A 24,383-nucleotide genomic window follows, 5' to 3' on the forward strand; every position below is an offset into this window, starting at 1 on the left:
TCGATGCACTCTACATGTCGCATAGTTTATTCACCAATTATTGAACTGACCATTCCATGATCAAATCTTCCTCTTCACTCGCCCCTGCTGTGGCTCTGCACGGAGTTGATGATGTAGTAATTCTGGGAGGTGGTCTTGCAGGCCTCTTCTGTGCGTTAAAACTCGCACCCAGACCTGTTACAATCGTCACGAATGCCCCCGTTGGCGGCGGAACCTCTTCTTCTTGGGCTCAGGGCGGCATCGCCGCTGCTGTTGCAGAAGGAGACTCCTACGTAAAACACGCAAGAGACACAATGGAAGCCGGAGACGGCATTTGTCTTCCCAATATCGTGGAGGGCATGACCAAGGAAGCGTCTGAACGCATTCATGACCTTCTGTCCTATGGCGTTCCCTTTGATAAAGATCTGGCAGGCAAACTGGAGCTCTCACGAGAGGCCGCTCATTCGGCAAGTCGTATTGTGCGCGTTCGCGGTGATATGGCGGGCAAAGCGATTATGGACGCTTTGGTGGAAGCCACTCGCAACACACCGTCCATTCGGATCATAGAAGGTTATATCGGCTGTAAGCTGCTCACACATGGACGCTATGTGACCGGTATTACCGCGCGCCGCCGAGGTGGCACACAGCGCATAAACATTCCGGCTAAAGCCGTTGTTTTGGCGTCCGGCGGTGTTGGGCACCTTTACCGTACGACCACCAACCCAATTGAAGCCAATGGCCATGGCATGGCAATGGCCGCACAAGCCGGAGCAATTATCGCGGACGCGGAGTTTGTTCAGTTTCACCCGACCGCTTTGGATGTAAACACGGACCCGGCCCCCTTGGCCAGTGAAGCCTTGCGCGGAGAAGGTGCAACGCTTATTGATGGCAGCGGACACCGTATAATGGAAGGGGTCCACCCCGACCTAGAATTGGCACCACGTGATGTTGTGGCACGTGCCATACATCGTCAAATAGCTAAAGGTGGCAAGGCCTTTATGGATTGCCGACAGGCAATTGGGGCTGACTTCAAAACAGCCTTCCCAACTGTCTATGCAGCCTGCAAAGCCGCCGACATTGACCCAATGACAACTCCAATTCCGGTTTGTCCCGCGGCTCACTATCACATGGGCGGCGTCTTAACTGATGCCAGCGGCAGAACATCTTTGGACGGTTTATGGGCCGCAGGTGAAGTCGCCTCTACCGGTGCGCATGGGGCCAATAGGCTTGCATCGAATTCACTTCTAGAAGCTGTAGTTTTTGCCACAAGAATTGCCGAGGATATTCAAGGTCTGATGCCTCATCCCAAAGTTCATCATTGGGCTGAAATAGATGACCATCAGGACCAAGCTTCGGAAAGAAATCCGGTAGAGCGCTCAGTTGTTGACTTGATCCGCTCAAATATGAGTAAACATGTTGGTGTGGAGCGAAACGCAGAAGGCTTGCAGGTAACCTTAGCGTTACTGGGTAAAGCAAGTGCCCTATGCCATCGAGAATCCATCCGAAATATGGTAGAAGCCGCAAAAATAATTACAGCTTCCGCCCTACTTCGGGAAGAAAGTCGTGGCGGCCATTTTCGCTCAGATTTCCCAGAAAAGAAAGAGGCACTCGCCCGTCGTTCCAACATTACTTATAAAACAGTGGCCGAATTGGTTGAAATAGCCATGGAAACCCCTGTTGGTCAAAATGCAATCAAAGGCGAGAAAATCCTATGACTTCCCCACTGCCGACACTATCCCCCTTGATGGTTGACGAGGCGGTTAAAGCCGCCCTATTGGAAGACTTGGGCCGAGCCGGTGACATCACCTCACAGGCAACAATTCCCGCTGATGCACAAGCCAATGCAGTCATTGTTTCCCGACAAAACGGCGTACTATCCGGTTTAGATCTAGCTATTAGCGCATTTGCCCAATGCAGCACTGATTTCGAATTGGAAATACTAGAGGAAGACGGGAGTACTTTGGTGCCCGGCAGCATCGTCATGCAAATTAAAGGGCCAGCTCAAGCTCTTCTTTCTGCTGAGCGCGTTGCATTGAACTATCTAGGGCACCTGTCCGGCATCGCAAGCGCTACAAAAAAATTCGCAGATGAAATAGCTCACACCAATTGCAAAGTAGTGTGCACTCGGAAAACCACACCCGGTTTGCGCGCCTTTGAAAAATACGCCGTTCGTTGCGGCAATGGGGCAAATCACCGCTTTGGTCTGGATGATGCTATTTTGATTAAAGACAATCATATAGCAGTCGCAGGTGGCATTAAGCTTGCTATTGAACGGGCAAGGTCCTTCGCAGGTCACTTGGTACGCGTTGAAGTGGAAGTAGACACTCTAGACCAGATGAAAGATGCGCTGGAAGTATCTCCAGACGTCATCATGCTTGATAATATCGGGCCTGAAATGCTGGCTCAAGCAGTAGAGCTCAACAAAGGCCGAGCAATCCTAGAAGCATCAGGCGGGGTTAACCTCTCCACTGTCAAGGCTATTGCAGAAAGCGGCGTTGATCTGGTTTCCACTGGCTGGATTACTCACTCTGCACCGGTACTTGACCTTGGTCTGGATATCTCAATTGACTAGGGACTTCGCCGAAAGGTGATTTCCGTTCTTCGGCGAAATGGGCGATTAAAGCAATGAAGTCCCGTAGACAATGTCTGCTTCAACTGCTCAAAATCCAATGCAAATAAATCCTACAAAAAAGGCGCCTATAGCAGGCGCCTTTTTTAATGCAATCTATAGTCTTGAGCCTTTATACTGAAACATATCCAGCTGCCTTGAAGTAATTCCAACACTCTTGGGGTGTGAACAGATCGCATATGTCACCCAGAGCCTTTATCAAGGTCTCAAAGGTTCTGGCTTTCATTCTGCGTAGGTGTGCTTTGAGCTTGGAAAACGCCATTTCGATAGGATTGAGATCAGGAGAATAGGGCGGCAGAAAAAGGAACCAACACCCGCTTTGTCTGAGGGCCCTTGCGGCTTCTGGAACTTTGTGTGTGGACAGGTTATCCAGAATGACCACCGTTTTAGGGTGCAAGCATGGAGCCAGTTGTGTCGTGATATAAGTGGTGAATGCCTTGCCATTCATGGCCCCGTCCAGAACCCAGGGCGCAATGAGTCCCTCGTGGGTCAAACCGGCGATAAAGGTCTGGTTCTGCCAGCGTCCAAACGGCGCTGTGTCAAGGGCTCGTTCCCCTTTAAAGGCTCGGCCTCGCAGCCGGGTTAAATTCGTTTTAACACTGGTTTCATCGAGAAACACCAGTCTCTCAGGCAGATCACGCATTATAGGCTGACGGGTGTGGCGCCATTCATCTCTGGCATTTTGTACATGGAGTTTGCCACGCTCGGTTGCCACCAACGATTTTTTTTATAGGTGTAGCCAAGACGGCGCAAAGCCTTGGAGACGGAAGTATGGTGAACCCTCACTCCCTCAGCCATGAAAAGTGCATCACATAACTCCATCAACGTGATATCTCCGTCTTGATTGACCAGCTCGCGCAAGAAGGAGAGGTAGGGCTCCAATTTTCCGCCTCCCTTTGGGCGCCCTGTCCTGACCGGGATTAAACTCTGCCCCTCCCGAACTTTACGGGCCAAGCGAGATCCTGATGCTGGAGAGATCAGCAGGCGGCGTGCTGCTTCACGCCCGCTCATCCCGGATAAAATGAGCCTTTTAAAGCGAAGGCGTAAATCAAGTGAAAGTGGCCGGCCCATGTGATCTCCTCCCTAAAAGGAGTGAATCACAAATCAACCTGATTGGGAATCCCCAATCGATTCAGCGTTGCGCCTCATTGCTTTAGGTTCTGCCTGTCCGCCGGTGGTTATTTTGTCGACGTGTCCCGAATGTAAAGCGGGAGCACCCAACCACACGCTTTTTAGCTAAAGCCTGTCAGCTACTTTGGCTTTATCCCGATAACGGCGTTTATCAGCAGTTCACTTGAGTTAACCATACCATTCAGCCTAGCACCTCATCCGCCTTTGTAGCTGGCAGAATCTGCTGTGCACCTTGCAGTGAACAACACCTCCTAGGAGGGGTTACATTGTTAGGATGCTCTGCACATGATCGTTGCCAACCATGCACGCTCCCTAGGCTACCCTTGGTCGAACAGGGGGTCTGACTATCACCTGCATCTGTCCTGAGATAGACACGGGCAACCCAGACAATGACACCACCAGCTTCTCCACGGAGACTGGTGGGCAATTTAACCGAAATGCACGTCCGAAACAGAGCGCAACATCTCACCCAAACAACACCTGAAGCAGGCTTCAGACCGTTGCTCGCTTATGCTGTGCAAAGCACAGTTTTTGACGACTTGAGAAGGGTGATTCTCCCGAATCAAAACCCGTTTCAAGCCCTTAAATAAGGACCGGAAAACCGGGTTTCGAACCCGGAAATCCGGCTAAATTAAATGCTATTTCTTTTCGATGTTACCTTTGTTTTTCAAAGGCTTAGTCTCGAAAAGGCTAGCTACCTCCGCGACAACTTGTCGCACTTACATATTCGGGTAGTTCGGCCCGCCAGTACCTTCCGGCACTGTCCAAGTAATATTTCCGTTCGGATCTTTGATATCGCAGGTTTTACAGTGAACACAGTTCTGCGCATTGATCTGGAAGCGAGGAGCTTCATCCCCTTCTTCCACCCACTCATAAACCCCAGCAGGGCAATAGCGATTGGATGGTCCAGCGAACACATCGTGCTCTGACAGTTTCTGTAGAGTTTCATCCGCCAATTTTAGATGAATTGGCTGATCTTCCTCATGGTTTGTATTCGACAAGAACACGGAGGACAACTTATCGAAAGAGATTTTCCCATCCGGCTTGGGATACTCAATCTTCTTACAGTCTTTTGCTGGCTTGAGACTAGCAGCATCTGTTTTGCCGTGCTTCAGAGTACCAAAAAACGAGAAGCCAAACAATTCGTTCGTCCACATATCAAGCCCAGACAAAGCTGTACCGACTGCCGTTCCAAAGCGCGTCAGCAGAGGTTTGGAGTTACGAACCTTCTTCAGATCCTTTCCAATTTCACTCTCACGCCAAGAACGGTCAAAGCTTGTCAACTCCGCATGACTTTCGCCTTTTCCAAGGGAATCAAACACAGTTTCGGCGGCCAGGATGCCAGAAAGCATCGCATTGTGAGAGCCTTTAATCCGCGGAACGTTAACAAACCCAGCAGAACAACCGATCATCAGACCGCCAGGGAAGGAAAGTTTAGGAACAGATTGGTAACCACCCTCAGTAATAGCTCTAGCACCATAAGAAATACGCTTACCACCTTCAAACACATCGCGGATAGCAAGGTGCGTTTTAAAACGCTGGAACTCATCAAATGGTGACAGATGTGGGTTTTGATAGTTGAGGTTTACAACAAACCCAACAGAAACCTGATTGTTTTCCAAGTGATATAGGAATGAACCGCCTTGTGTCTTATTGTCCAGCGGCCAGCCCATTGTGTGCTGCACAAGACCTAGCTTATGCTTTTCCGGATCAACTTCCCAAAGTTCCTTAATACCAATACCGAACTTCGGGTGGTCACTGTCACGGTCTAGGTCAAATTTACTAATCAGTGTTTTAGCAAGAGAGCCACGAACACCCTCCGCAATTAAAGTGTACTTACCAAGCAAAGCCATTCCGCGCATGTAACCATCTTTTTGGTTACCATCGCGAGCAACACCCATATCACCTGTCGCAACACCAATAACGTTATCGTTATCGTCATAGAGGACTTCGGCCGCTGCAAATCCTGGGTAAATCTCAACACCCAAGGCTTCAGCCTTTTCAGCCATCCAACGGCAAACGTTGCCCAAGGAAACAATGTAGTTTCCATGGTTATTCATTAACTTCGGGAACATGAAGTTTGGCAGGCGCATAGACCCTGCAGGCCCCAAAACAAGAAACTTGTCGTCAGTCACTTCTGTTTTGAGGGGCGCGCTATCGTCTTCCCGCCAATCTGGGAAAAGTTTATCCAAGCCGATCGGATCAACTACGGCGCCCGATAAAATATGAGCACCAACTTCTGATCCTTTTTCCAGAACAACAACGCTGACATCCTCACCTTTTTCGGCTGCCAGCTGTTTGATGCGAATGGCTGCGGAAAGACCTGCTGGTCCCGCGCCAACAATAACAACATCAAACTCCATGGACTCGCGTTCTGGTAGCGCTTGCGCCTCGACCATTTATATCTCCCTTCGCCTCCAAGGCTCCTTCGCGTCCGGCCCTGAAACTTCTCCAGCGTGTAATGATTGCTTGATGCAATACTTCAAGCCATAATCTGCCATGTGTAATTGACCCTGAAGTTTTGTGCAATGCGATTTTGGACGCACTTTTTGCCGGATATACCCGATTTTAAAGGGAGTATTGGATAACTCGGCCGTAAGTTCTCCACACTCCAATTGCCAAGGCTTGAGATAAAAGAATAAAATACCCAAACAAATTCATTGGGGCTTTCATTCCTCACAGAATTAAGTGAAACACAGACAGTGATTTTGCATCACAGTGAATTCAAAGGACTATAGGGGTCAATACACAGTCCATGACACAACACAACACCATAGATTTGGCGAGTTTGGAAAGCTATCTGGAGTTTTTGGCCAGCGCAGGTGTGGACTGTTGTCTCAATGAGGCGCCAGTAGACCGTTTCATGGAACAGCCCAAGCAATATCTTCCGGTAGAGACAACTAGTATCTCAAGTGCGCCGAGAGATACTGCGGCTCCAAAGCGTACTTATTCAATCCCTCATAGTCCCCCAGATGACTTTGATGCCCGTTCGGCCGCACAGTCCATTCTTCAAAGACAAAAAGCGCAGGCAAAGAAAAGTGCAAGTACCAACGGACCTGAGCAATCCAAATCAGTTATTCCAGATTCAGCCGCCATTGAAGATGCGCGGCAAAGGGCATCACAAGCGCAGTCACTCGAAGAGCTGCAAAGAATTCTCGGTGATTTCAGCGGATGTAATTTGAAGCTAACCGCAAAGAATCTTGTGTTTGGCAAAGGATCGAAGAATGCCAAACTCATGTTTATAGGTGAAGCACCGGGCCGCGATGAGGATATTCAAGGTCAACCATTTGTAGGGCGTTCAGGAGCGCTTTTGGATCGTATAATCCACGCAGCCAAACTCAATACTCACGCCATATATCTTTCAAATATTGTACCATGGCGCCCTCCGGGAAATCGCACTCCAACACCGCAAGAAACAGAAATCTGCCGCCCATTTATTGAAAGGCAAATTGAGCTTGTGGATCCTGATATCCTCGTATATTTGGGAGCTGCCTCAGCACAAACTCTAAGTGGGACGAAAGAGGGAATTCGAAAGCTGCGTGGCCGCTGGTTTACTTACTCTCGAGACGGAAGAGAGCGGCAGGCAACGGCCACATATCACCCTGCTTACCTCTTGAGAACTCCAGTGGAAAAACGGTTAGCATGGCGGGACTTTCTGTCTATTCGCGCAAGACTGGAGTCATAACAGCGAGCCTGCCCTACTCTAAATTGCATTAGGTTCCATATGATATTAAGATCTATATTACGTGATATTCAGATGTAGTTTAGGTGCACCTCTTATAATTTTCGGGACATCCCCTATATTTCTTTTCAACACCAGATTGAATTATTTTCAGGAGAAGACATTCCATGCTTAGAAAGCTTCGAAAACACCTTCCAGGTAAATTGGGACAAGTGAAGCCAACGGTTCCAGTCGTCCGCCTGCAAGGTGCCATCGGGACGTCTTCAACTATCATGCGAAAAGATCTGAACCTGTCTTCGGTTGAGGACGCACTCGACAGTGCATTCAAAATGAAGGATGCACCCGCTGTTGCGCTGATCGTGAACTCTCCTGGAGGCTCTCCAGTCCAGTCCAATCTCATTTATAAAAGAATTCGCTCACTGGCAGAAGAGCACGATAAAGATGTCCTTGTTTTTGTCGAAGACTTGGCAGCTTCTGGCGGCTATATGATCGCACTTGCAGGAGATGATATCTATGTAGATTCATCCTCTATAATTGGCTCCATTGGAGTTGTGTCCGCAGGCTTTGGTTTTACCGAGCTCATCAATAAGGTTGGCATCCAACGCAGAGTCTATACTGCTGGTGACAAAAAAGTCACTTTGGATCCATTTTCTCCAGAAAACAGTAGTGACATCGACCATCTTAAAGGTTTGCAAAAAGAAGTACACGAGACTTTTATCGACTTGGTCAAGAGCCGCCGCGGTTCCGTTTTGAGTGACGACCCTGACCTTTTCTCCGGCTTATTCTGGGCAGGCCAGAAGGCCAAAGACCTTGGTCTGGTTGATGATATTGGAGATATTCGCGGTGTTCTAAAAAAGAGGTATGGAAAAGATACAAAAACAGAAATTATGGGTGAAAAACGCGGAATTTTGTCTCGAGTCATGACAAAGTCATATTTTCCTCACCACATAGGATCCGTTACCGAAAAACTGCCGGCAGCCACACTTTCTACCCTTGAAGAGCGTAGTTTGTGGGCTAGATTCGGTCTCTAGGCATAGCAGGCAGACAACGCGAAGGGATAAATAAGATGACAGAAGTTTTGGGGACCATTGCAATGGTTGCTGGGGGATATGCACTTTACAAGCTTGCTAAAAAAGAACTGAACCGGTTTCAGCAAACAGTAGCAAAACCTGCTTACGCAAGGGCTGCCTCTCAAAACCGCCCAATTCAAACACTGGTTCAAGATCCTGTAACTGGCAAATATCATCCTATTGAGCGGTAAATACCAAGGTATTCGCGGAGTTTATCCCTACGCTTCTTTATCGCTGTGTTATCACAACACGGATGCTTGCGGTAAGTGCATTTTTCCTTGAATTTGCGCTTGCCTTGCTCTCCAACGCTTGACCAATCAGTTGTGTCGTGGCACCTGTCCTGACAACAGTGCGCACCTTGCGTTATATTTCCATTGATTTCAGGGTATTCAATCCATGTCTAGCGAAGCTGTTCCAGCTCACATGCAACCAACAAAATCCTTTCAGGGCCTGCTCCTGACGCTTCAGCAGTTCTGGGCAGATAAGGGCTGCGCTATTTTACAGCCCTATGATATGGAAGTCGGCGCTGGTACATCCCACCCTGCCACAACCCTGCGTTCTCTAGGGCCACGCCCGTGGAAAGCTGCGTACGTTCAGCCTTCCAGACGTCCAACGGATGGTCGATATGGCGAAAACCCTATGCGCTTGCAACACTACTACCAGTTTCAAGTAATCCTTAAACCTTCTCCAGAAAACCTTCAGGAGCTTTACATTGAGAGCTTGCAGGCAATTGGAATCGATACAGACCTGCATGATGTACGCTTTGTAGAAGATGATTGGGAAAACCCAACACTTGGCGCCTGGGGCCTTGGTTGGGAGTGCTGGTGCGATGGCATGGAAGTTTCCCAGTTCACATACTTTCAGCAGGTTGCGGGCTTTGAGTGCAACCCTGTTTCTGGTGAACTGACATACGGTCTGGAGCGCATTGCTATGTATGTTCAGGGCGTAGACAACGTCTATGACTTGAACTTTAATGGCCGCGATGGCGACGACAAAGTTACTTATGGTGATGTCTTCCTTCAAGCAGAAGAAGAGTACTCTCGTCACAACTTCGAGCACTCAGATACAGACATGTTGTTCCGACACTTCAAAGAGCATGAACAAGAATGTAAGCGCTTGTTGGAGCTTGGCGAAAAAGCAATGCAAGAAGCGGGCGACGGCATCTATAAGATGGTATTTCCAGCCTATGATCAGGCTTTGAAATGTTCACATGTTTTCAATTTGCTTGACGCGCGTGGTGTTATTTCAGTTACCGAACGGCAAAGTTATATTCTGCGCGTGCGTGAACTTTCTCGAGCATGCGGCGCTGCATTCTTGCAGACAAAAGCCGGCGGCGTTGGCTTTGAAGGCTGATTAACTAAACCAGTCTTAAACATATCGGGCGCCGACTTTCGGCGCTCATTTACTCCCCTCAAAAATAACGGCTTATAAAACAGAGGATTTCACGTTTTCCTCCCTCCCCCTAAACTGCGCAGAGCAGGCAATTGGGGACGCCGAAAAATGAACGAGGAACTGGTTCGTAAGAATAAGCAAAAAAAAACAACCCTTCACAATCAACTTGATCCAATTCCCCTCCTAAAGGCTCGTCATCAAACTGTAGACGAGCTACTTAAAGCACTAGACTCACAAGATAAAATCTCTCTACGCGATGGGGATCTTCCGTTCTGGAAGGGTCTATCCAGAATGCTAAAATTGGGAAATGGGGCAGGCCCTTGGTCGGCAGGTAGCCTACCCGAACACGGAATTCCTGGAATAAAATGGCTAGAGGGAGCAAAGGGCATTGTATTACGCGGCGCCACAACATTTCCTGTTCCTATTGCAAGGGCTGCAACCTTTGACAGGAACCTTGAGGAGCGCATTGGGGACGTTATAGGGTATGAATTAAGAGCACTCGGAGGCACAGTCTTTGGCGGTGTGTGCTTGAATCTGATGCGCCACCCCTCATGGGGCAAAGCACAGGAAAGCTATGGAGAGGACCCGGTTCTCGCCGGCACTATGGGAACTGCGCTTGTTCAGGGAGTACAAAGGCATGCCATGGCATGCCTAAAACACTTCTGTCTTTCATCTAAAGAAAATACCCGATTTGAGAGTGATATCATCATATCCAAGCGAGCTCTTCACGAACTTTTTCTCCCTCAGTTTCGAAAAGCCATAGGCGCTGGGGCCGCAGCCGTTATGACCGGCTACAACGCCGTAAACGGAATTCCCACCTCACAAAACTATGAGTTACTGACAGGAATCCTCCGTAAAAGGTGGCACTTCAGCGGTATTATCCTAAGTGACTTTATGTTTGCAATTAATGATCCTTCTGCTGCACTGGAAGCTGGCATTGATATTGAAATGCCTTTCCAAATGCACTTGCGCTCAGAACTTCAGCGGCAGACGAAAGGAAAGAAATTATATCGGGACAACCATCTTCAGAGCTGTAAAAGGATCTTACAACAACAGTTCACCTTCTTGAAGCAAGGGAATTATGAACGCAAATACGTAGGTGGAGCGAAGGCCCGTCTCCTAGCCCTTGAGGCCGCAGAGAAATCCATGGTTCTGCTTCAAAACGAAGAGAGCGCCCTCCCCCTTCTCTCCATTCGCTCACTTGCAGTTGTAGGGCCACTAGTGAGAAGCGATAATCTAGGTGATACAAGGTCAAGCGCTACCAGCCCAACAAGTGTCACCAACCCAATTAGTGGCCTTAAACGTATACTACCTTCTTCTGTCACCATTCGCCAGAGCCAAGGACACCACTTGGAGAAGTCCTCAGAGATTGCTGCCAAGAGTGACGCAACAATCGTTATAGTGGGATATAATGCGAATGACGAAGGAGAACACATCCCCCTTGACCTTGCGGGAAAAGTGAAACCGTTGCTCCCTTATCCAAGAACTCGAGAAGACAACGAAACTCATAATATCTTTATGCGTAGTTACGGTGGAGACAGCAAAGGAAAGTATCAAAAGCCCGCAGGAGACCGTAAATCTCTTCAGCTCCGCGATGCAGATATTAAATTGATTGAGACTGTTTGTGCAGTCAGTCAGCGCGTGATTGTAGTCATTGTTGCAGGTAGCCCAGTCCTTATCAGCGAATGGAGACATAAGGCTCAAGCCATATTGCTTCATTGGTACGCGGGTATGGAAGGAGGGTTGGCACTGGCCCGAATATTGAAAGGAGAAGTTTCCCCAGCAGGAAAGCTTCCTTTTGCTCTACCCCATAAATCTTCGGACCTACAAGATTTTCACGGCTCAAGTTCCAAGGATTTCTATGACCTTTGGCATGGTTATAGGAAACTTGACCACGATAAAACTACACCGGCTTATCCGTTTGGCTTTGGCCTATCCTATTCCTCCTTCCAGTTTTCCGAGCTGGAGATACGTCATGAAGGACAAGGTGGAAGTGAAACAGTTATAGCACACTTCTTAATTACCAACACCGGCTCTTATGACAGTGATGTCGTAGCTCAGCTATACGTCTCGGTTCCACGTTCCAAAGTCTCCCGCCCGCCAGTTGAGCTAAAAGGATTTGAACGAATCCATCTAAAGTCAGGAGAGTTTCGCTATATTGATATTCCTGTACCGATTAACTCGCTCGCCTATTTCTGCGAAGATGCCGATAACTTTACCTTGGAACCCACCACCTACGATATTTATGTTGGTCATCATGCACACGATGCGAATGCCCTAGTCACCCGCTTTGCATTGAATATGGAGCACAGTCAAATTAATCTTGACAAAATTGCAGATGAGTAAACTTCACTCGCTTTACCTTCTTAAAAACTTTATAATTTAGCAGCAAAAAGTCCCTGTCCTTTTCCAAATGGGGGTGACTTTTTTGCATAAGGTTGTTACGCACTACGCCAAACTTTTTGCTATTAAATGACCACACAAGGCGTAACTCTCCGATGCCCGATCTACTCCTAGAGATTTTTAGTGAGGAAATTCCAGCACGCATGCAACGACGTGCCGCTGAGGATCTTAAATCCCTCCTGACCAATGCTCTTGTTGAAGCAGGTCTGACCTACGAAGGGGCAAAAGCATTTGCGACCCCTCGTCGCCTTACCCTTACAGTTGCTGGATTAACAAAATCTTCAGCTGCGACACGCGAAGAACGCAAAGGTCCTCGTGTTGGCGCGCCAGAAAAGGCTGTTGCCGGCTTCCTAAGGGGGGCAGGCCTTAAATCCTTAGAAGACGCACAAATTCACACTGACCCCAAAAAAGGTGAGTTCTATGTGGCTGTCATAGAAAAACCGGGGCGTGAGGCGACTGATATTATTGCCGAAGTTATGCCGGGAATTATTCGTAACTTCCCTTGGCCAAAGTCCCAACGCTGGGGAACAGGCAAGTTAAAGTGGGTACGCCCCCTCCACTCCATTCTCTGCACATTCGGTCCAGAAACAGAAGAACCTGAGATAGTCGAGTTTGAAGTCGACGGAATTAAAGCTGGAAATACCACACGCGGTCATCGCTTTATGTCTCCCGAAGCTTTTACAGTTCGCCGCTTTGAGGATTACCAAAGCAAGCTGGAAGCTGCAAAAGTAGTTCTGGATGCCGACCGTCGTAAGGACATTATTTTGCATGATGCAAAAAATGCAGCACTGGCATTGGGCTTGGACCTTGTGGAAGATCAAGGCCTTCTGGAGGAAGTTGCAGGCCTAAATGAATGGCCAACTGTTCTCATTGGTTCCTTTGAGGAAGAGTTCCTTGAAATACCTGACGAAGCAGTTCAGCTCACCATTAAAGTCAACCAAAAGAACTTTGTTCTCAAGGACCCTAAAACTGGACGCCTTTCCAACAAGTTTGCCCTGACAACCAATATTGAAGCCAAAGATGGTGGCTTGAAAATCATTGCAGGCAACGAAAAAGTTGTTCGAGCCCGTCTGGCTGATGCCAAGTTCTTCTGGGATACCGACCTCAAAAACAATCTGGAAAAGAATAACTCGAAACTTAAAGATATTGTCTTTCATGAAAAGCTCGGGAGCGTAGCCAATCGCATAGAGCGACTGGAAAAGCTTGCAGCCGAAATTGCCCCGCTGATTGGCGCTGATGTAGAGCTGACACGGCGTGCAGCAAAGCTTTCAAAAGCTGATCTTGTCTCATCCATGGTCTACGAGTTCCCAGAGCTTCAAGGCTTGATGGGCCGTTACTACGCCGCAGCTCAGGGCGAAAATGAAGCTATCGCTCATGCTATTGAAGATCACTACAAACCCGCTGGTGCTTCAGATAGTGTCCCGTCAGGTCCCGTTTCCATTGCGGTTGCCTTAGCTGATAAGATAGACATTCTCACCGGATTTTGGGCGATAAATGAAAAACCAACCGGTTCAAAAGACCCATTTGCATTACGCCGTGCTGCACTTGGTGTGATCCGTCTGATTTTGGAAAATGATCTGCGCATTCCTATGCGAGATGTGCTTGTTCAAAGCTTGCGGCGCAATATTGCCGACATCGCCTCCCATAAAGGCGAGGATACAGTGGTTTCCCTCCCGTTCGTAAAAGAATCGGAAGCTGCTGGCAGTTTGATCAAGGATATGTTCTCACTGGTATCTAAAGCCACTGGTATTATCCTTGATAACCTTTCCAACAAAGTTCCTGAAACGGCCTTGGAAAGCGGTCTAATTGACGATCTGATGGCCTTCTTTGTTGATCGGCTGAAAGTGGTTTTGAAAGATAAAGGCGTACGCCACGATCTCGCGGATGCAGTCTTCGCCTTGGGTGGGCAGGATGACATTGCCCTAATGGTTAAGCGCGCTGAAGCTTTGGGAACTCTGCTTGCGACCGAAGACGGTAAAAACCTGCTTGCGGGCTACAAGCGTGCTGCAAATATTTTGCGGGCAGAAGAAAAGAAAGACCAAAAAAGTTATGGCGGGTCGCCATCTGAGGAACTTCTTGAAGAGCCTGCAGAAATAAAGCTAACAAACGCTATCTCTGATACACAGAAAAAACTTACAGCGCTCATCTTGAACACGGACTACTCCGGTGCAATGAGCGAGTTAGCTCTACTACGAGGCCCCGTTGACGCTTTCTTTGAAGAAATTCATGTAAATGCCGAGAATATGGATGTAAGGGAGAACCGTTTGAAAATTCTCGCTCAAATTCGTGCAGCAGTACATGAAGTGGCTGACTTCTCCAAAATTTCTGGGTAGCACTGATCCTGATTAATCCTAAAAGGCTCATATAAATTATATGGGCCTTTTTTTGTTTTACAGAACACTTTCAACGAATACTCTGGAGCTATCATTCACCTAGCTTGATAGCCGAGGGACCTATGAAAATTCGCCAAGCTGATGCCGCAGACCTCCCATGGGTAACAGAGTGTGCAGAAATGGCTTACCGCGTATACGAGGAGCGCTTGGGACTTCCTCCCGCTCCAAAGTTCACCGACTACAATGCTCAGGTTTTGGCGGGTATTCTACATATCATTGAAGATAATCTTATTCCGCGTGGCTTCATTGTTCTTTACCCCCACCAAAAACGGCTGTTTATTGAAAGTGTAGCGGTCCATCCCATGCATCAAGGTGCTGGGTATGGAAAAGAACTCTTCAAATATGCAGAGGCAATGGCGAAGCGAACAGGTTTTGATTCTATCGAACTGTACACAAATGAACATATGCGCGAAAATCTGAAGATATTTGTAAAACTGGGCTACCGAGAAACTGATCGGGTTGAGGCTGGGGGTTATAAGCACATCTACTTTAATAAAACCACCAGTAAACCAGATTGAGTTACCCTAGGTTACATCCCCAAAATCTCTTTGAAACTGTTCAAATAACCACTCTTTGAACCGGCGAACGCTTGTAGTTTTTCGCGTCTCATCCCGAGTGAGGAACCAATACGAAAGTCCAGAATCAGCCCTATGTTCAAAAGGTACAACAACGGCTCCCCGTTCAATGGCATCAAATGCAAGTGTTTCCCAACCCAAAAACACTCCCTGTCCTGCAATAGCGGCATCAAGGCATAAGGACGCATTAGAAAGCTCCAAGCCTCTTGCAAGGTCTTTTTGATCCAGCTGAAACGGCTCTAGCCATAGGTTCCAGTCAAACATCCGGTTAGTATCATATATAATTGGGACCTTTCGTAAGTCCTCCAGTGACTGCAATTGTCTGGCTACCATTGGGCTACAAACTGGGAATATATAATTAGCCCGAAGTTTTTCACGGTGTAGATTTTCATCAATCTGTGCAGCTATCCGGATACAGGCATCGATATCAACATTACTCACATCAACCAGATCACGAGCAGCCTCCAAGCGGACGTTAATCTCCGGATATTTGTCCAAGAACCCTTTTAGACGCCAGACGAGCCATTTTTCAGCAAGTACGGGTGGAGCAGAAATAAACAATGTCTCCTTCCGGTCCCTATCAGACAGGGCGATCGCTTCAGAAAGGCTCCGCATTCCCTTTGTCAATTCTGCGCAGACTTTCTTTCCGTGTTCTGTCAGCTTTAACCCACTGCTTTGGCGTTCAAATAAGGACCTTCCCAACTGGCCTTCTGTTTTTTGGACCTGCTGACTAACCGCGCCAACCGTAATGCCAAGTTCCCCAGCCGCAGCTTTTAGGGTTCCCAGCCGTCCGACGGCCTCTATAGCTCTAAGGCCCACTAGGCTGACCTGATTTAAGTTCTTCATTAAGCGCTTCTATATGGGTGTTTAGAAATTCTGGATAGCGAAAATCGCTAAACTGCAAGATAGTATCGACAGACAGAAAAGGACATTAAGAATGACAACGACAATCAGAAAATTTGCAAACTCCATTGGGCTGATCAGACGCCGACATACACCGTGTACGAGTACACAGGCAACGGATATTGCTCGAGATCCCCTCTCTCACCCAGATATACAGCGTATGAACAGGCGTGAACAGGCAGATCTTCCTATCGATCCAAGAGCGGTTATTCCCGAATAACCGCTCTTTCTTTTTCTATTAATAGGGAATACCAACCCGTTTATAAATAAATGAAAGCAGCCAAGCAGGACCAATCAGAAGGAACTGTATATCCTTGAAGAAGGACGGTTTTTTCCCTTCAATTTTATGCCCTACAAACTGGAAAATCCAAGCAACTACAAATACAATTAGAGCCGCCTGCCACAACGGAAGGCCTGCGGAATACACTGCATTGATATATGCACATGCCGCTGTAATCACACTCATTCCCACAGCAAGGGTCAATGAAAGTGTGATATAGTAGGCGATGGCCAGCACCATAGTAATGGTATACCAATTCAGATAGGGTATACTTTTGAAAACTGTGGGTGTTGGTATGCTCCACAAGAAAGCACTTACTGTCCACACTATAACTGGAACACAAATCCAATGAATGAACTTGTTTTTGTGATCCTGATGGCTTTCCCCATATTCATCTAATAGGCGATCAACCCGACGGTTTCCGGCGATTTTTCTCTCCATAATATCCTCCCCAATCTACAGAGAGCCCGAGAGTGCCTCAGTGTTTACCGTAAATCAATGTCCCTTCATAAGGCCTTGGAAAGAAAAGGCAGCCAACAATGGGCTGCCTTACATCACATCTGTATATTATGACAAACTAGGCTTATCTGGACTGCGCATCGACGGCTGCAAATGCTGTCATATTCACGATCCCCCGCGAAGTAACTGAAGGCGTTAGAATATGAGCTGGCTTAGCGGCTCCGAGCAATATTGGTCCCACATGTAGGGCGTTTGTCATTGCCTTAATGAGGTTCAGGGCGATATTCGAGGCATCTAGCGTTGGAAACACTAGAAGGTTGGCTGGGCCTTGCAGGCGTGAATGGGGCATATACCGTTTGAGCACGTCACTTCTCAATGCTGCATCCCCATGCATTTCTCCATCCACTTCCAAGTCGGGACAGACTTGCCATATTTTCTCAAGTGCCCGTCGCATCTTCAGTGATGAGTCAGTACTTCTGGAACCAAAGTTTGAATGAGAAAGAAGAGCTGCACGAGGGGTGATGCCAAAACGGCGTATCTGGGTTGCAGCAGCCTGCGTTATCTCGACAATTTCATCCGAACACGGGTTTTCGGTTACATAAGTGTCTGCGAGGAAGAAAGCTCCCTTACTATTAATCAATAGTGAGAGCGTTGAATAGTCCGTCACATCTGGTGACTGTCCAATAATCCCGTGAATGTCTCGCAGATGTTTATCGAAACGCCCTTCCAGTCCGGTCAAGAGAGCATCTGCTTCACCGCGATGAACCGCAAGCGCTCCAATTACTGTTGTATTGGTACGAACCATGGTTCGTGCTGCTTCTGGCGTGACACCATTTCGCCCGACCAGCTCGAAGAAATTGTCTACATACTCGCGATAACGAGGGTCATCTTGAGGGTCAATAACTTCGAAATCCCGATCAGGGAGGATTTTCAAGCCATATCGCTTGCAACGAGCTTCCAGAACACTAGGACGACCAATCAAAATGGGACGTGCTAAACCATCCTCGATGGCAACCTGAGCGGCACGTAACACACGCTCATCTTCCCCATCAGCATAGATTACCCGCTTTAAATCTGCTTTAGCCTGTTGAATTATAGGCTTCATAACAAGGCCAGACCTGAACACGAACCGATTGAGCCGGTCCATGTAAGCTTCAAAGTCCTCAATGGGACGCGTGGCAACGCCAGTGCTCATCGCAGCTTTCGCCACTGCTGGAGCAATACGCAGGATCAATCGATTATCAAAAGGTAGAGGAATGAGATAATTCGATCCGAAAGTTTCCAGAGCTCCGCCATAGGCCTTTGCAACAGCATCACTTGGCTCCTCTCGAGCAAGCGCGGCAATTGCTTCCACAGCGGCCAGCTTCATTTCCTCATTAATTGTTGTTGCACCACAATCGAGCGCACCTCTGAAAATATAGGGGAAGCAAAGAACATTATTGACCTGATTGGGATAGTCCGAACGTCCCGTACACATCATCACATCGGAGCGAACAGCAAGTGCAGCTTCTGGCATAATCTCTGGGTTTGGATTTGCCAGAGCCATAACCAGTGGCTTTTCGGCCATTCTTGAAACCATTTCTGGCTTAAGAACTCCAGAAGCGGACAGGCCGAGGAAAACGTCGGCTCCGTCAATCACATCCCCAAGACTACGTTTGTCCGTAGGCTGTGCAAACTTGGCTTTCCATTCATCCATATGAATTTCACGCCCCTGGTAGACAACGCCTTCCAGATCTGTCACCCAGATATTCTCACGCTTTGCGCCCAAAGAAACCAAAAGATTCAAGCAAGCCAATGCAGCTGCTCCGGCACCGGAGGCAACAATTTTCACGTCTTCAATGGACTTTTCAGCAAGCTCCAGAGCGTTGCGAACTGCAGCAGCTACAATGATAGCTGTACCGTGCTGGTCGTCATGGAAGACGGGAATATTCATTTTCTCCCGCAAACGCTGTTCAATTTGGAAACACTCAGGAGCTTTGATGTCCTCAAGGTTGATGCCACCAAAAGTTGGTTCCAGCACAGAAACTGCATCAACAAACCTATCGACATCCAGCTCATCTACTTCGATATCGAAAACATCAACGCCCGCGAACTTTTTAAATAGAACCGCCTTCCCTTCCATTACAGGCTTTGATGCAAGTGGACCGATAGCTCCCAACCCCAAAACCGCTGTTCCGTTTGAAATGACTGCAACAAGGTTGGAACGGGCTGTATATAATGCAGCCTTTTCGGGATTCTTAGCAATTTCCAGACATGGAGAGGCTACGCCGGGGGAGTAAGCTAGCGCGAGATCTCGCTGGTTTCCCAAAGGGGTTGTCGCCTGAATTTCCAATTTACCTGGTCTTGGATACTCATGGTAGAAAAGGGCGTTTTGGTCCAGATCCCCGGATGGGGCGCGCTTCTTATCGGTCATTTATTTTTTCTTGCCTGTTTTCACAAAGGAGAGCGGTTCATTTTGTAAAGTTCTGCCGGTCTCTATTTGGTTTTCTCCTCACAATTGGAAATTGCGACCAATGACCTATTGTGACATTTCCTTACGGTTAAAAACTAGGTTCGTTCGCTTGAAAATACATAAATGAGCACTTCTTATAATAGGCCACAGAAAAATGTTTACTTTCTAAAGAAAGAGCTGCTTTTCTAACACTATAAGTCTTAAGTCGTTTTCTTTTCCTCTAAAGCTCTGTCATTGGCAGATCCAATCAAAACACTCGAAGTAAGCACTCCATCAACTTTATTTCGCTCAAAAAATAACTTGATTTTTGAAGATAACTTCAAGATGTTCACTATATGTTCCTATTAGTGCAGCAAATTTAAAAGCGAGACATATAATGGCCAGCACAGGCACCCCTTCTCCAGTATCAGATGAACTGAGATTACCCAAGACACTGCACAGGGGGCGCGGTTCCGCAGTAAACCCTGCGGGACGCTATGAAAAAACTCAAAATATCTGTTTTGATGACAACTGGGATTCTCTAAATACCTTAGCTCCCCTAAATACTTCAGTTACCTCCGAAAAGGCGCGATCCGTTATAATCAGAAATGATTCGCCAGATATTCCTTTTGACAGATCCATAAACCCCTATAGAGGGTGTGAGCATGGCTGTACTTACTGTTTCGCACGCCCCAGTCATGCTTATATCGGACTTTCAGCAGGCCTAGATTTCGAAACTCGGCTTTATTCTAAAGATAACTGCGCAGACGTTTTGGAAAGAGAGCTCTCGTCTCCCTCCTATAAACCACGGACCATCGCAATTGGCACCAACACGGATCCATACCAACCCATTGAACGCGAACGAGAAGTTATGCGAAATGTGCTCAGGGTACTTGAGCGTTATCAACACCCAGTTACAATCGTAACCAAGTCTTCTCTTATTCTCCGTGACTTGGATATACTAGAAAAGCTGGCTGAAAATAATCTGGTAAAGGTGGCACTCTCAGTTACAACTTTAGATCATCGCGTTTCACGGTCCATGGAACCAAGAGCATCCAGCCCCAAACGTCGCCTTGAAGCCATAAGAAGTTTAACTACTGCAGGAGTGCAAACAGCAGTTATGGTGGCTCCCGTGATCCCAGGACTTACCGACCATGAAATCGAGCGCATTTTAGAGGAAGCAAAATTAGCAGGAGCCAGCGAAGCAAGTTATATCCTCCTCAGGCTTCCCAAAGAAGTTGCCCCCTTGTTTAAAGAATGGCTTCTAAGGGATCACCCAGGAAAATACAGACATGTCTTAAGTCTCATTCGATCCATGCGAAATGGTAAGGACTATGACTTTCAATGGAACAAGAGGTTTCTCGGAGAAGGGCCGTACGCACAGCAATTGGAGAAACGTTTTTCCCTAGCATGTAAGCGTCTGAAAATCGGTAGCCGCTCCCAAAACCTAACCTCAAATCACTTTATCAGCCCACAAAAAGGAGGAGTGCAACTTAGCTTGCTTTAACTTGCCTTCCCCTCGCCCAGCATCTAAGTGGGGAGTATGACCTACAAAATACCATCCTTATTTGACATTCCCTTTCCCGATACTCCTGATGTAAATTTTGAACGTGACTTAGTCCAAAAGCTCAACGGCCCCATAATTGGTGTTGATGAAGCAGGAAGAGGCCCATGGGCAGGTCCTGTAGTTGTGGCCGCTGCATCACTTAATTACGATAGATTACCCGATGGGCTCAACGATTCCAAAAAGCTCTCGCAAGCGAAGCGAGAGGGTTTGTATCAACAAATATTGGAGAACGCAGTTGTCAGTGTTTGCATTCAAAGTGCCCAGACCATAGACAAAATGAATATCCGTGCGGCCACCCTTGACGGCATGGCACAGGTTGCAACATCTCTCCCCCAAAAAGCGAAAATAACTTTCTTCGATGGTCGCGATATTCCACCAACCTTCAATGAAAACGCTCAAGCCTTGGTCAAGGGCGACGGTCGCTGCTTAGCAATATCTGCGGCGTCCATTATTGCAAAAGTTGTCAGAGACAGGCTAATGGTACAGCTAGAAGACGAAGCTCCTGGTTATGGCTTTGCCAAACATAAGGGATATGGAACAAAGGAGCATCAGGAAGCCTTGGAAAGGCTTGGTGCAAGCCCTTTTCATCGCCGCTCCTTTCGGCCTATTCGCGAACGCTTGCAAAAAGAAGCATAAAAAAAACCCTGCTTTAAAAGCAGGGTTTTTAAATTTCCAGCAGCTACAAAACGATTAGTTCAGGTGACCAGTAATTTGCGAAATACTTGTCTTTAAAACTTCGTCTTGCTTCGCCTGATCCGTCAAACTAGCGGAAACAAGCTTTTCCGCCGCAGCAGCTGCAACATCCGCTGCTTTGGCACGAACTTCAGCGATTGCATTTGCTTCTGCTTGCGCAATTTTTACTTCTGCTGCTTTTGTCCGACGTTCAATCATATCTTGAACGGCTGCATTAGCTTGCTCGCCAATGCGTACAGCCTCAGCTTTTGCATGCTCAACAATCTGCTCGGCCTCACCCTCAGCAACTTTACGTTTGCGTTGGTAGTCGGCTAGAAGAGATTGAGCTTCTTCACGTAACTGACGCGCACCTTCCAGTTCCTGCTTGATGTTATCTGCCTGCTTATCGAGGGCACCACCAACCTTGGTAGGTACCTTCAAGTAGAACAGCATCGCAAAAAATAGTAGGAGGCTTACGAGGGCCCAAAAGGATGCATCCATCATAATATCAAGCCCTCTTACTTCATCACACTAGAAACTGCCGATGATACTTCAGCATTAGCTGGAGCATTTCCGCCGATGAGTGCTTTAACCAATTCACCTGTCGTCTCATTGGCAATTTCACCAACTTGAGAAAGGCTCTTGGTCTTAATCTCTGCAATATTACGCTCAGCTTCACTCAGCTTTGCAGCAAGTTTTTCTTCAGCCTCGACACGAATAGCCTCAGTCTGCGCTTTTACCGTAGAATGCGCTTCCTGTGCCAATGTGTTGGCCTTCTTGCGTGCATCAGCAAGAGCCTGCTCGTAACTGGCAATTGCTTCGTCTGTTTCTTTTTTCAAACGAGAAGCTTCAGCCATGTCACCAGCAATGCGATCGCGACGATCTTCCAGAATTCCGCCGATCCGTGGTAGAACCACTTTTGCCATCAGAAGATAGAAGACGCCAAAAGTAATTGCCAGCCACAACAGCTGCGAAGGATAGCTTGTAGAATCAAACGGAGGGAATGAACCTCCCGCCGGATGGTCGACAATACCAACCTGACTTCCAGTTGTTTGCTGTCCGCTCTGGTTATTCGACATGGTCATCTCCGTGAACGCTCAAAAACGTTAATCTCAAAACGACGGCACCCAATCATTTGTTTGGCATACCGTCGAAATCAGATAACGTCTATTACTTGATCTATCGCTTATACGGCGAACAGAAGAAGAAGAGCGACCAGAAGGGAGAAGATGCCAAGAGCTTCAGTCACAGCAAAGCCAAGAATAAGGCGACCGAACTGACCGTCAGCTGCGGAAGGGTTACGAAGTGCGCCGGCAAGGAAGTTGCCGAAGATGTTACCCAGACCAAGAGCTGCACCGCCCATACCAAGACATGCGATACCAGCACCAATGTATTTTGCTGCTTCTGCGTCCATTTCATGTGCTCCTAATTAGCAAATTTCGCGTTTTATTTTAGTGGGTTTAAAACCCGGATATCTGTAGTCCTAATTAATGGCTCGGATGGAGCGCATCTGCCAGGTACATACAAGTGAGAACTGTAAAGACGTAGGCCTGCAGGAATGCCACCAAAAACTCCAGAACAGTAATTGCAACTGTTAGAATTAACGGTAATATAGCAGCCCCAATTCCTACGGCGCCGAGACCTGTTAGCATGACGACAAAGCCTGCAAACACTTTCAGCGTAATGTGACCTGCAAGCATGTTCGCAAACAAACGAACGGACAAGCTAACAGGGCGAGACAGGAATGAAATTACTTCAATTACAGAAACCAACGGAATGACCATGGCAGGAACGCCGCTTGGCACAAAGAGCTTGAGAAAGCCTGCACCATGCTTCAAGAACCCGTAGATGGTCACTGTCAGAATTACCAGCATGGACAAAGCAAATGTTACGATGATCTGACTGGTGATTGTAAAGAAATAAGGGAACATTCCCAACAGGTTCGCTACAAAAACGAACATGAAGAGAGAGAAAACCAACGGAAAAAAGCGCATTCCGTCGTTGCCCGCCGAACCGCGCAGTGTTGCTGCAACAAATTCGTAGGACATTTCCGCCATCAGCTGCATACGGTTGGGAACCAGACCGCGTCTATTTGTAGACATGATCAGGAAAACTGTCGCCACAGCGACTGTCACAACCATAAAGAGAGAGGCGTTTGTAAAGGAGAAGTCCACACCAGCAATGTTCAAATCAAAAATTTTATTGATCTGAAACTGGTGGATCGGATCGATCGCGTTGCTTGAATTTCCAGCCACCGGTTATATCCCCTAAAGTGCCCATACACCTGCGCAAAAGCGCGATTAATTTCGTCAATCTCGCTTTGTGCGAGTGTTCAAACGCCGCTCAGGCTCAGCCATTCGACCAGCAGAGCGCAACAGATTTACAACGCCCGCAGCAAAGCCAAGCAAAAGGAAGATTATTAACCCCCACGGCTTGGTTCCGAGCCAACTGTCAAACATCCATCCCATAGCCGCACCCACAAGGACGCCAGCAACAAACTCGGAAGACATCTTCCAAGCCTGAGATAGGCCAGTTACCGTACCCGTACTTACTCCCTTTTTCCCAGAAGTGGGAGGGGCGTCAAGTTCGTCTAAGGTCTGACTTAACTTTTCCAATCGCTCAGACAGGTGCCGATCAGAGGAAACCTCCCGATTAGTCACTTGCTTTTTATCGTCGGGCATTGATTTTTACCTTCAAGTAGCAAGTGTTTTAACCAGACCAAACGGCCCCTGAAAGACGGGGGCACAATAGTAGGCAGCCCTGTCCCTGTCAAGATCCAGCCACCCACTTATAAGTATCTGTAAAATATAACATATT

At 47.6% G+C, this 24,383-nt stretch carries 22 protein-coding genes; 12 read left to right on the top strand and 10 right to left on the bottom strand.

The features are described from left to right. Window positions 1-56 precede the first annotated feature (56 nt). The gene (locus P6574_RS14815; RefSeq protein ID WP_310621042.1) at window positions 57-1,694 is read left to right on the top strand and encodes an L-aspartate oxidase; all 1,638 of its coding nucleotides are present in this window, start codon (window positions 57-59) and stop codon (window positions 1,692-1,694) included. Further along, a complete protein-coding gene (gene nadC, locus P6574_RS14820) occupies window positions 1,691-2,551 on the top strand; it encodes a carboxylating nicotinate-nucleotide diphosphorylase (RefSeq protein ID WP_310621043.1) in 861 nt (286 codons plus the stop codon). The genes P6574_RS14815 and nadC overlap by 4 nt, the downstream gene beginning before the upstream one ends. Before the next feature lie 169 nt (window positions 2,552-2,720). Here nadC and P6574_RS14825 read toward each other — a convergent pair. Together P6574_RS14825 and P6574_RS14830 are read right to left on the bottom strand one after the other, a co-directional pair. Next, window positions 2,721-3,679 (bottom strand): IS630 family transposase gene (locus tag P6574_RS14825; protein ID WP_310619020.1). Its coding sequence is split into 2 segments (ribosomal slippage): window positions 2,721-3,335 and window positions 3,338-3,679, totalling 957 coding nucleotides; the frame shifts between segments, so codons are not numbered across the junction. 779 nt (window positions 3,680-4,458) lie between these two features. After that, the gene (locus P6574_RS14830) at window positions 4,459-6,138 is read right to left on the bottom strand and encodes an electron transfer flavoprotein-ubiquinone oxidoreductase (RefSeq protein ID WP_310621044.1); all 1,680 of its coding nucleotides are present in this window, start codon (window positions 6,136-6,138) and stop codon (window positions 4,459-4,461) included. Between the two features lie 356 nt (window positions 6,139-6,494). Here P6574_RS14830 and P6574_RS14835 point away from each other — a divergent pair, with 356 nt between their 5' ends. From P6574_RS14835 to P6574_RS14865, 7 genes are all read left to right on the top strand, one after another. Beyond that, a complete protein-coding gene (locus tag P6574_RS14835; RefSeq protein ID WP_310621045.1) occupies window positions 6,495-7,424 on the top strand; it encodes a uracil-DNA glycosylase in 930 nt (309 codons plus the stop codon). Between the two features lie 164 nt (window positions 7,425-7,588). Further along, window positions 7,589-8,452, top strand: coding sequence for a S49 family peptidase (locus P6574_RS14840; RefSeq protein WP_310621046.1), 864 nt, complete (start codon window positions 7,589-7,591; stop codon window positions 8,450-8,452). 35 nt (window positions 8,453-8,487) lie between these two features. Continuing rightward, a complete protein-coding gene (locus P6574_RS14845) occupies window positions 8,488-8,682 on the top strand; it encodes a hypothetical protein (protein ID WP_310621047.1) in 195 nt (64 codons plus the stop codon). A 232-nt stretch (window positions 8,683-8,914) separates the two neighbouring features. Further along, window positions 8,915-9,844 (top strand): glycine--tRNA ligase subunit alpha, encoded by a 930-nt coding sequence (locus P6574_RS14850; RefSeq protein ID WP_405048150.1) that lies wholly within the window; start codon window positions 8,915-8,917, stop codon window positions 9,842-9,844. Between the two features lie 147 nt (window positions 9,845-9,991). Beyond that, window positions 9,992-12,229 (top strand): beta-glucosidase, encoded by a 2,238-nt coding sequence (locus P6574_RS14855; RefSeq protein WP_310621049.1) that lies wholly within the window; start codon window positions 9,992-9,994, stop codon window positions 12,227-12,229. Window positions 12,230-12,381: 152 nt separating this feature from the next. After that, the gene (glyS, locus tag P6574_RS14860; RefSeq protein ID WP_310621050.1) at window positions 12,382-14,619 is read left to right on the top strand and encodes a glycine--tRNA ligase subunit beta; all 2,238 of its coding nucleotides are present in this window, start codon (window positions 12,382-12,384) and stop codon (window positions 14,617-14,619) included. A gap of 122 nt (window positions 14,620-14,741) precedes the next feature. Further along, window positions 14,742-15,197 carry a GNAT family N-acetyltransferase gene (locus P6574_RS14865; protein WP_310621051.1) on the top strand — a complete coding sequence of 152 codons (456 nt, stop codon included), beginning with the start codon at window positions 14,742-14,744 and terminating at the stop codon, window positions 15,195-15,197. A 6-nt stretch (window positions 15,198-15,203) separates the two neighbouring features. On the opposite strand, the gene P6574_RS14870 is transcribed toward P6574_RS14865, so the two are convergent. Next, entirely contained in the window at window positions 15,204-16,100 is an 897-nt protein-coding gene (locus P6574_RS14870) for a LysR substrate-binding domain-containing protein (protein WP_310621052.1), read from the bottom strand. Between the two features lie 91 nt (window positions 16,101-16,191). Between P6574_RS14870 and P6574_RS14875 the strand changes: the two genes are divergently transcribed. After that, the gene (locus P6574_RS14875; protein WP_310621053.1) at window positions 16,192-16,377 is read left to right on the top strand and encodes a hypothetical protein; all 186 of its coding nucleotides are present in this window, start codon (window positions 16,192-16,194) and stop codon (window positions 16,375-16,377) included. Between the two features lie 18 nt (window positions 16,378-16,395). Here the strand turns inward: P6574_RS14875 and P6574_RS14880 are convergent, their stop codons facing one another. Both P6574_RS14880 and P6574_RS14885 read right to left on the bottom strand, forming a co-directional pair. Further along, window positions 16,396-16,878 (bottom strand): Mpo1 family 2-hydroxy fatty acid dioxygenase, encoded by a 483-nt coding sequence (locus P6574_RS14880; RefSeq protein ID WP_310621054.1) that lies wholly within the window; start codon window positions 16,876-16,878, stop codon window positions 16,396-16,398. A gap of 142 nt (window positions 16,879-17,020) precedes the next feature. Next, entirely contained in the window at window positions 17,021-19,309 is a 2,289-nt protein-coding gene (locus P6574_RS14885) for an NADP-dependent malic enzyme (RefSeq protein WP_310621055.1), read from the bottom strand. Between the two features lie 415 nt (window positions 19,310-19,724). On the opposite strand from P6574_RS14885, the gene P6574_RS14890 reads away from it, so the two are divergent. Then, on the top strand, window positions 19,725-20,834 hold the full coding sequence (locus P6574_RS14890; RefSeq protein WP_310621056.1) for a PA0069 family radical SAM protein: 1,110 nt from the start codon (window positions 19,725-19,727) through the stop codon (window positions 20,832-20,834). 36 nt (window positions 20,835-20,870) lie between these two features. Further along, window positions 20,871-21,530 carry a ribonuclease HII gene (locus P6574_RS14895; RefSeq protein WP_310621057.1) on the top strand — a complete coding sequence of 220 codons (660 nt, stop codon included), beginning with the start codon at window positions 20,871-20,873 and terminating at the stop codon, window positions 21,528-21,530. A gap of 54 nt (window positions 21,531-21,584) precedes the next feature. On the opposite strand, the gene P6574_RS14900 is transcribed toward P6574_RS14895, so the two are convergent. From P6574_RS14900 to P6574_RS14920, 5 genes are all read right to left on the bottom strand, one after another. Next, complete coding sequence (locus tag P6574_RS14900) at window positions 21,585-22,067, bottom strand: F0F1 ATP synthase subunit B family protein (RefSeq protein ID WP_405048151.1); 483 nt, start codon at window positions 22,065-22,067, stop codon at window positions 21,585-21,587. A 17-nt stretch (window positions 22,068-22,084) separates the two neighbouring features. After that, window positions 22,085-22,645, bottom strand: a complete 561-nt coding sequence (locus P6574_RS14905; protein WP_310621059.1) for a F0F1 ATP synthase subunit B — start codon at window positions 22,643-22,645, stop codon at window positions 22,085-22,087. A 107-nt stretch (window positions 22,646-22,752) separates the two neighbouring features. After that, on the bottom strand, window positions 22,753-22,980 hold the full coding sequence (locus P6574_RS14910; RefSeq protein ID WP_054663458.1) for a F0F1 ATP synthase subunit C: 228 nt from the start codon (window positions 22,978-22,980) through the stop codon (window positions 22,753-22,755). A 73-nt stretch (window positions 22,981-23,053) separates the two neighbouring features. Next, entirely contained in the window at window positions 23,054-23,821 is a 768-nt protein-coding gene (locus P6574_RS14915; protein ID WP_310621060.1) for a F0F1 ATP synthase subunit A, read from the bottom strand. Between the two features lie 54 nt (window positions 23,822-23,875). Beyond that, window positions 23,876-24,247 carry an AtpZ/AtpI family protein gene (locus tag P6574_RS14920; protein WP_310621061.1) on the bottom strand — a complete coding sequence of 124 codons (372 nt, stop codon included), beginning with the start codon at window positions 24,245-24,247 and terminating at the stop codon, window positions 23,876-23,878. Between the last annotated feature and the right edge of the window lie 136 nt (window positions 24,248-24,383).

This window comes from Pseudovibrio sp. M1P-2-3, assembly GCF_031501865.1.
Classification (GTDB): domain Bacteria; phylum Pseudomonadota; class Alphaproteobacteria; order Rhizobiales; family Stappiaceae; genus Pseudovibrio; species Pseudovibrio corallicola.

Excerpts from the sequence above, each read along its gene's own strand:
- P6574_RS14815 (WP_310621042.1), top strand. The coding sequence starts at position 57 with ATGATCAAATCTTCCTCTTCACTCGCCCCTGCTGTGGCTCTGCACGGA.
- nadC (WP_310621043.1), top strand. The coding sequence starts at position 1,691 with ATGACTTCCCCACTGCCGACACTATCCCCCTTGATGGTTGACGAGGCG.
- P6574_RS14830 (WP_310621044.1), bottom strand. The coding sequence starts at position 6,138 with ATGGTCGAGGCGCAAGCGCTACCAGAACGCGAGTCCATGGAGTTTGAT.
- P6574_RS14835 (WP_310621045.1), top strand. The coding sequence starts at position 6,495 with ATGACACAACACAACACCATAGATTTGGCGAGTTTGGAAAGCTATCTG.
- P6574_RS14840 (WP_310621046.1), top strand. The coding sequence starts at position 7,589 with ATGCTTAGAAAGCTTCGAAAACACCTTCCAGGTAAATTGGGACAAGTG.
- P6574_RS14845 (WP_310621047.1), top strand. The coding sequence starts at position 8,488 with ATGACAGAAGTTTTGGGGACCATTGCAATGGTTGCTGGGGGATATGCA.
- P6574_RS14850 (WP_405048150.1), top strand. The coding sequence starts at position 8,915 with ATGCAACCAACAAAATCCTTTCAGGGCCTGCTCCTGACGCTTCAGCAG.
- P6574_RS14855 (WP_310621049.1), top strand. The coding sequence starts at position 9,992 with ATGAACGAGGAACTGGTTCGTAAGAATAAGCAAAAAAAAACAACCCTT.
- glyS (WP_310621050.1), top strand. The coding sequence starts at position 12,382 with ATGCCCGATCTACTCCTAGAGATTTTTAGTGAGGAAATTCCAGCACGC.
- P6574_RS14865 (WP_310621051.1), top strand. The coding sequence starts at position 14,742 with ATGAAAATTCGCCAAGCTGATGCCGCAGACCTCCCATGGGTAACAGAG.
- P6574_RS14870 (WP_310621052.1), bottom strand. The coding sequence starts at position 16,100 with ATGAAGAACTTAAATCAGGTCAGCCTAGTGGGCCTTAGAGCTATAGAG.
- P6574_RS14875 (WP_310621053.1), top strand. The coding sequence starts at position 16,192 with ATGACAACGACAATCAGAAAATTTGCAAACTCCATTGGGCTGATCAGA.
- P6574_RS14880 (WP_310621054.1), bottom strand. The coding sequence starts at position 16,878 with ATGGAGAGAAAAATCGCCGGAAACCGTCGGGTTGATCGCCTATTAGAT.
- P6574_RS14885 (WP_310621055.1), bottom strand. The coding sequence starts at position 19,309 with ATGACCGATAAGAAGCGCGCCCCATCCGGGGATCTGGACCAAAACGCC.
- P6574_RS14890 (WP_310621056.1), top strand. The coding sequence starts at position 19,725 with ATGGCCAGCACAGGCACCCCTTCTCCAGTATCAGATGAACTGAGATTA.
- P6574_RS14895 (WP_310621057.1), top strand. The coding sequence starts at position 20,871 with ATGACCTACAAAATACCATCCTTATTTGACATTCCCTTTCCCGATACT.
- P6574_RS14900 (WP_405048151.1), bottom strand. The coding sequence starts at position 22,067 with ATGGATGCATCCTTTTGGGCCCTCGTAAGCCTCCTACTATTTTTTGCG.
- P6574_RS14905 (WP_310621059.1), bottom strand. The coding sequence starts at position 22,645 with ATGTCGAATAACCAGAGCGGACAGCAAACAACTGGAAGTCAGGTTGGT.
- P6574_RS14910 (WP_054663458.1), bottom strand. The coding sequence starts at position 22,980 with ATGGACGCAGAAGCAGCAAAATACATTGGTGCTGGTATCGCATGTCTT.
- P6574_RS14920 (WP_310621061.1), bottom strand. The coding sequence starts at position 24,247 with ATGCCCGACGATAAAAAGCAAGTGACTAATCGGGAGGTTTCCTCTGAT.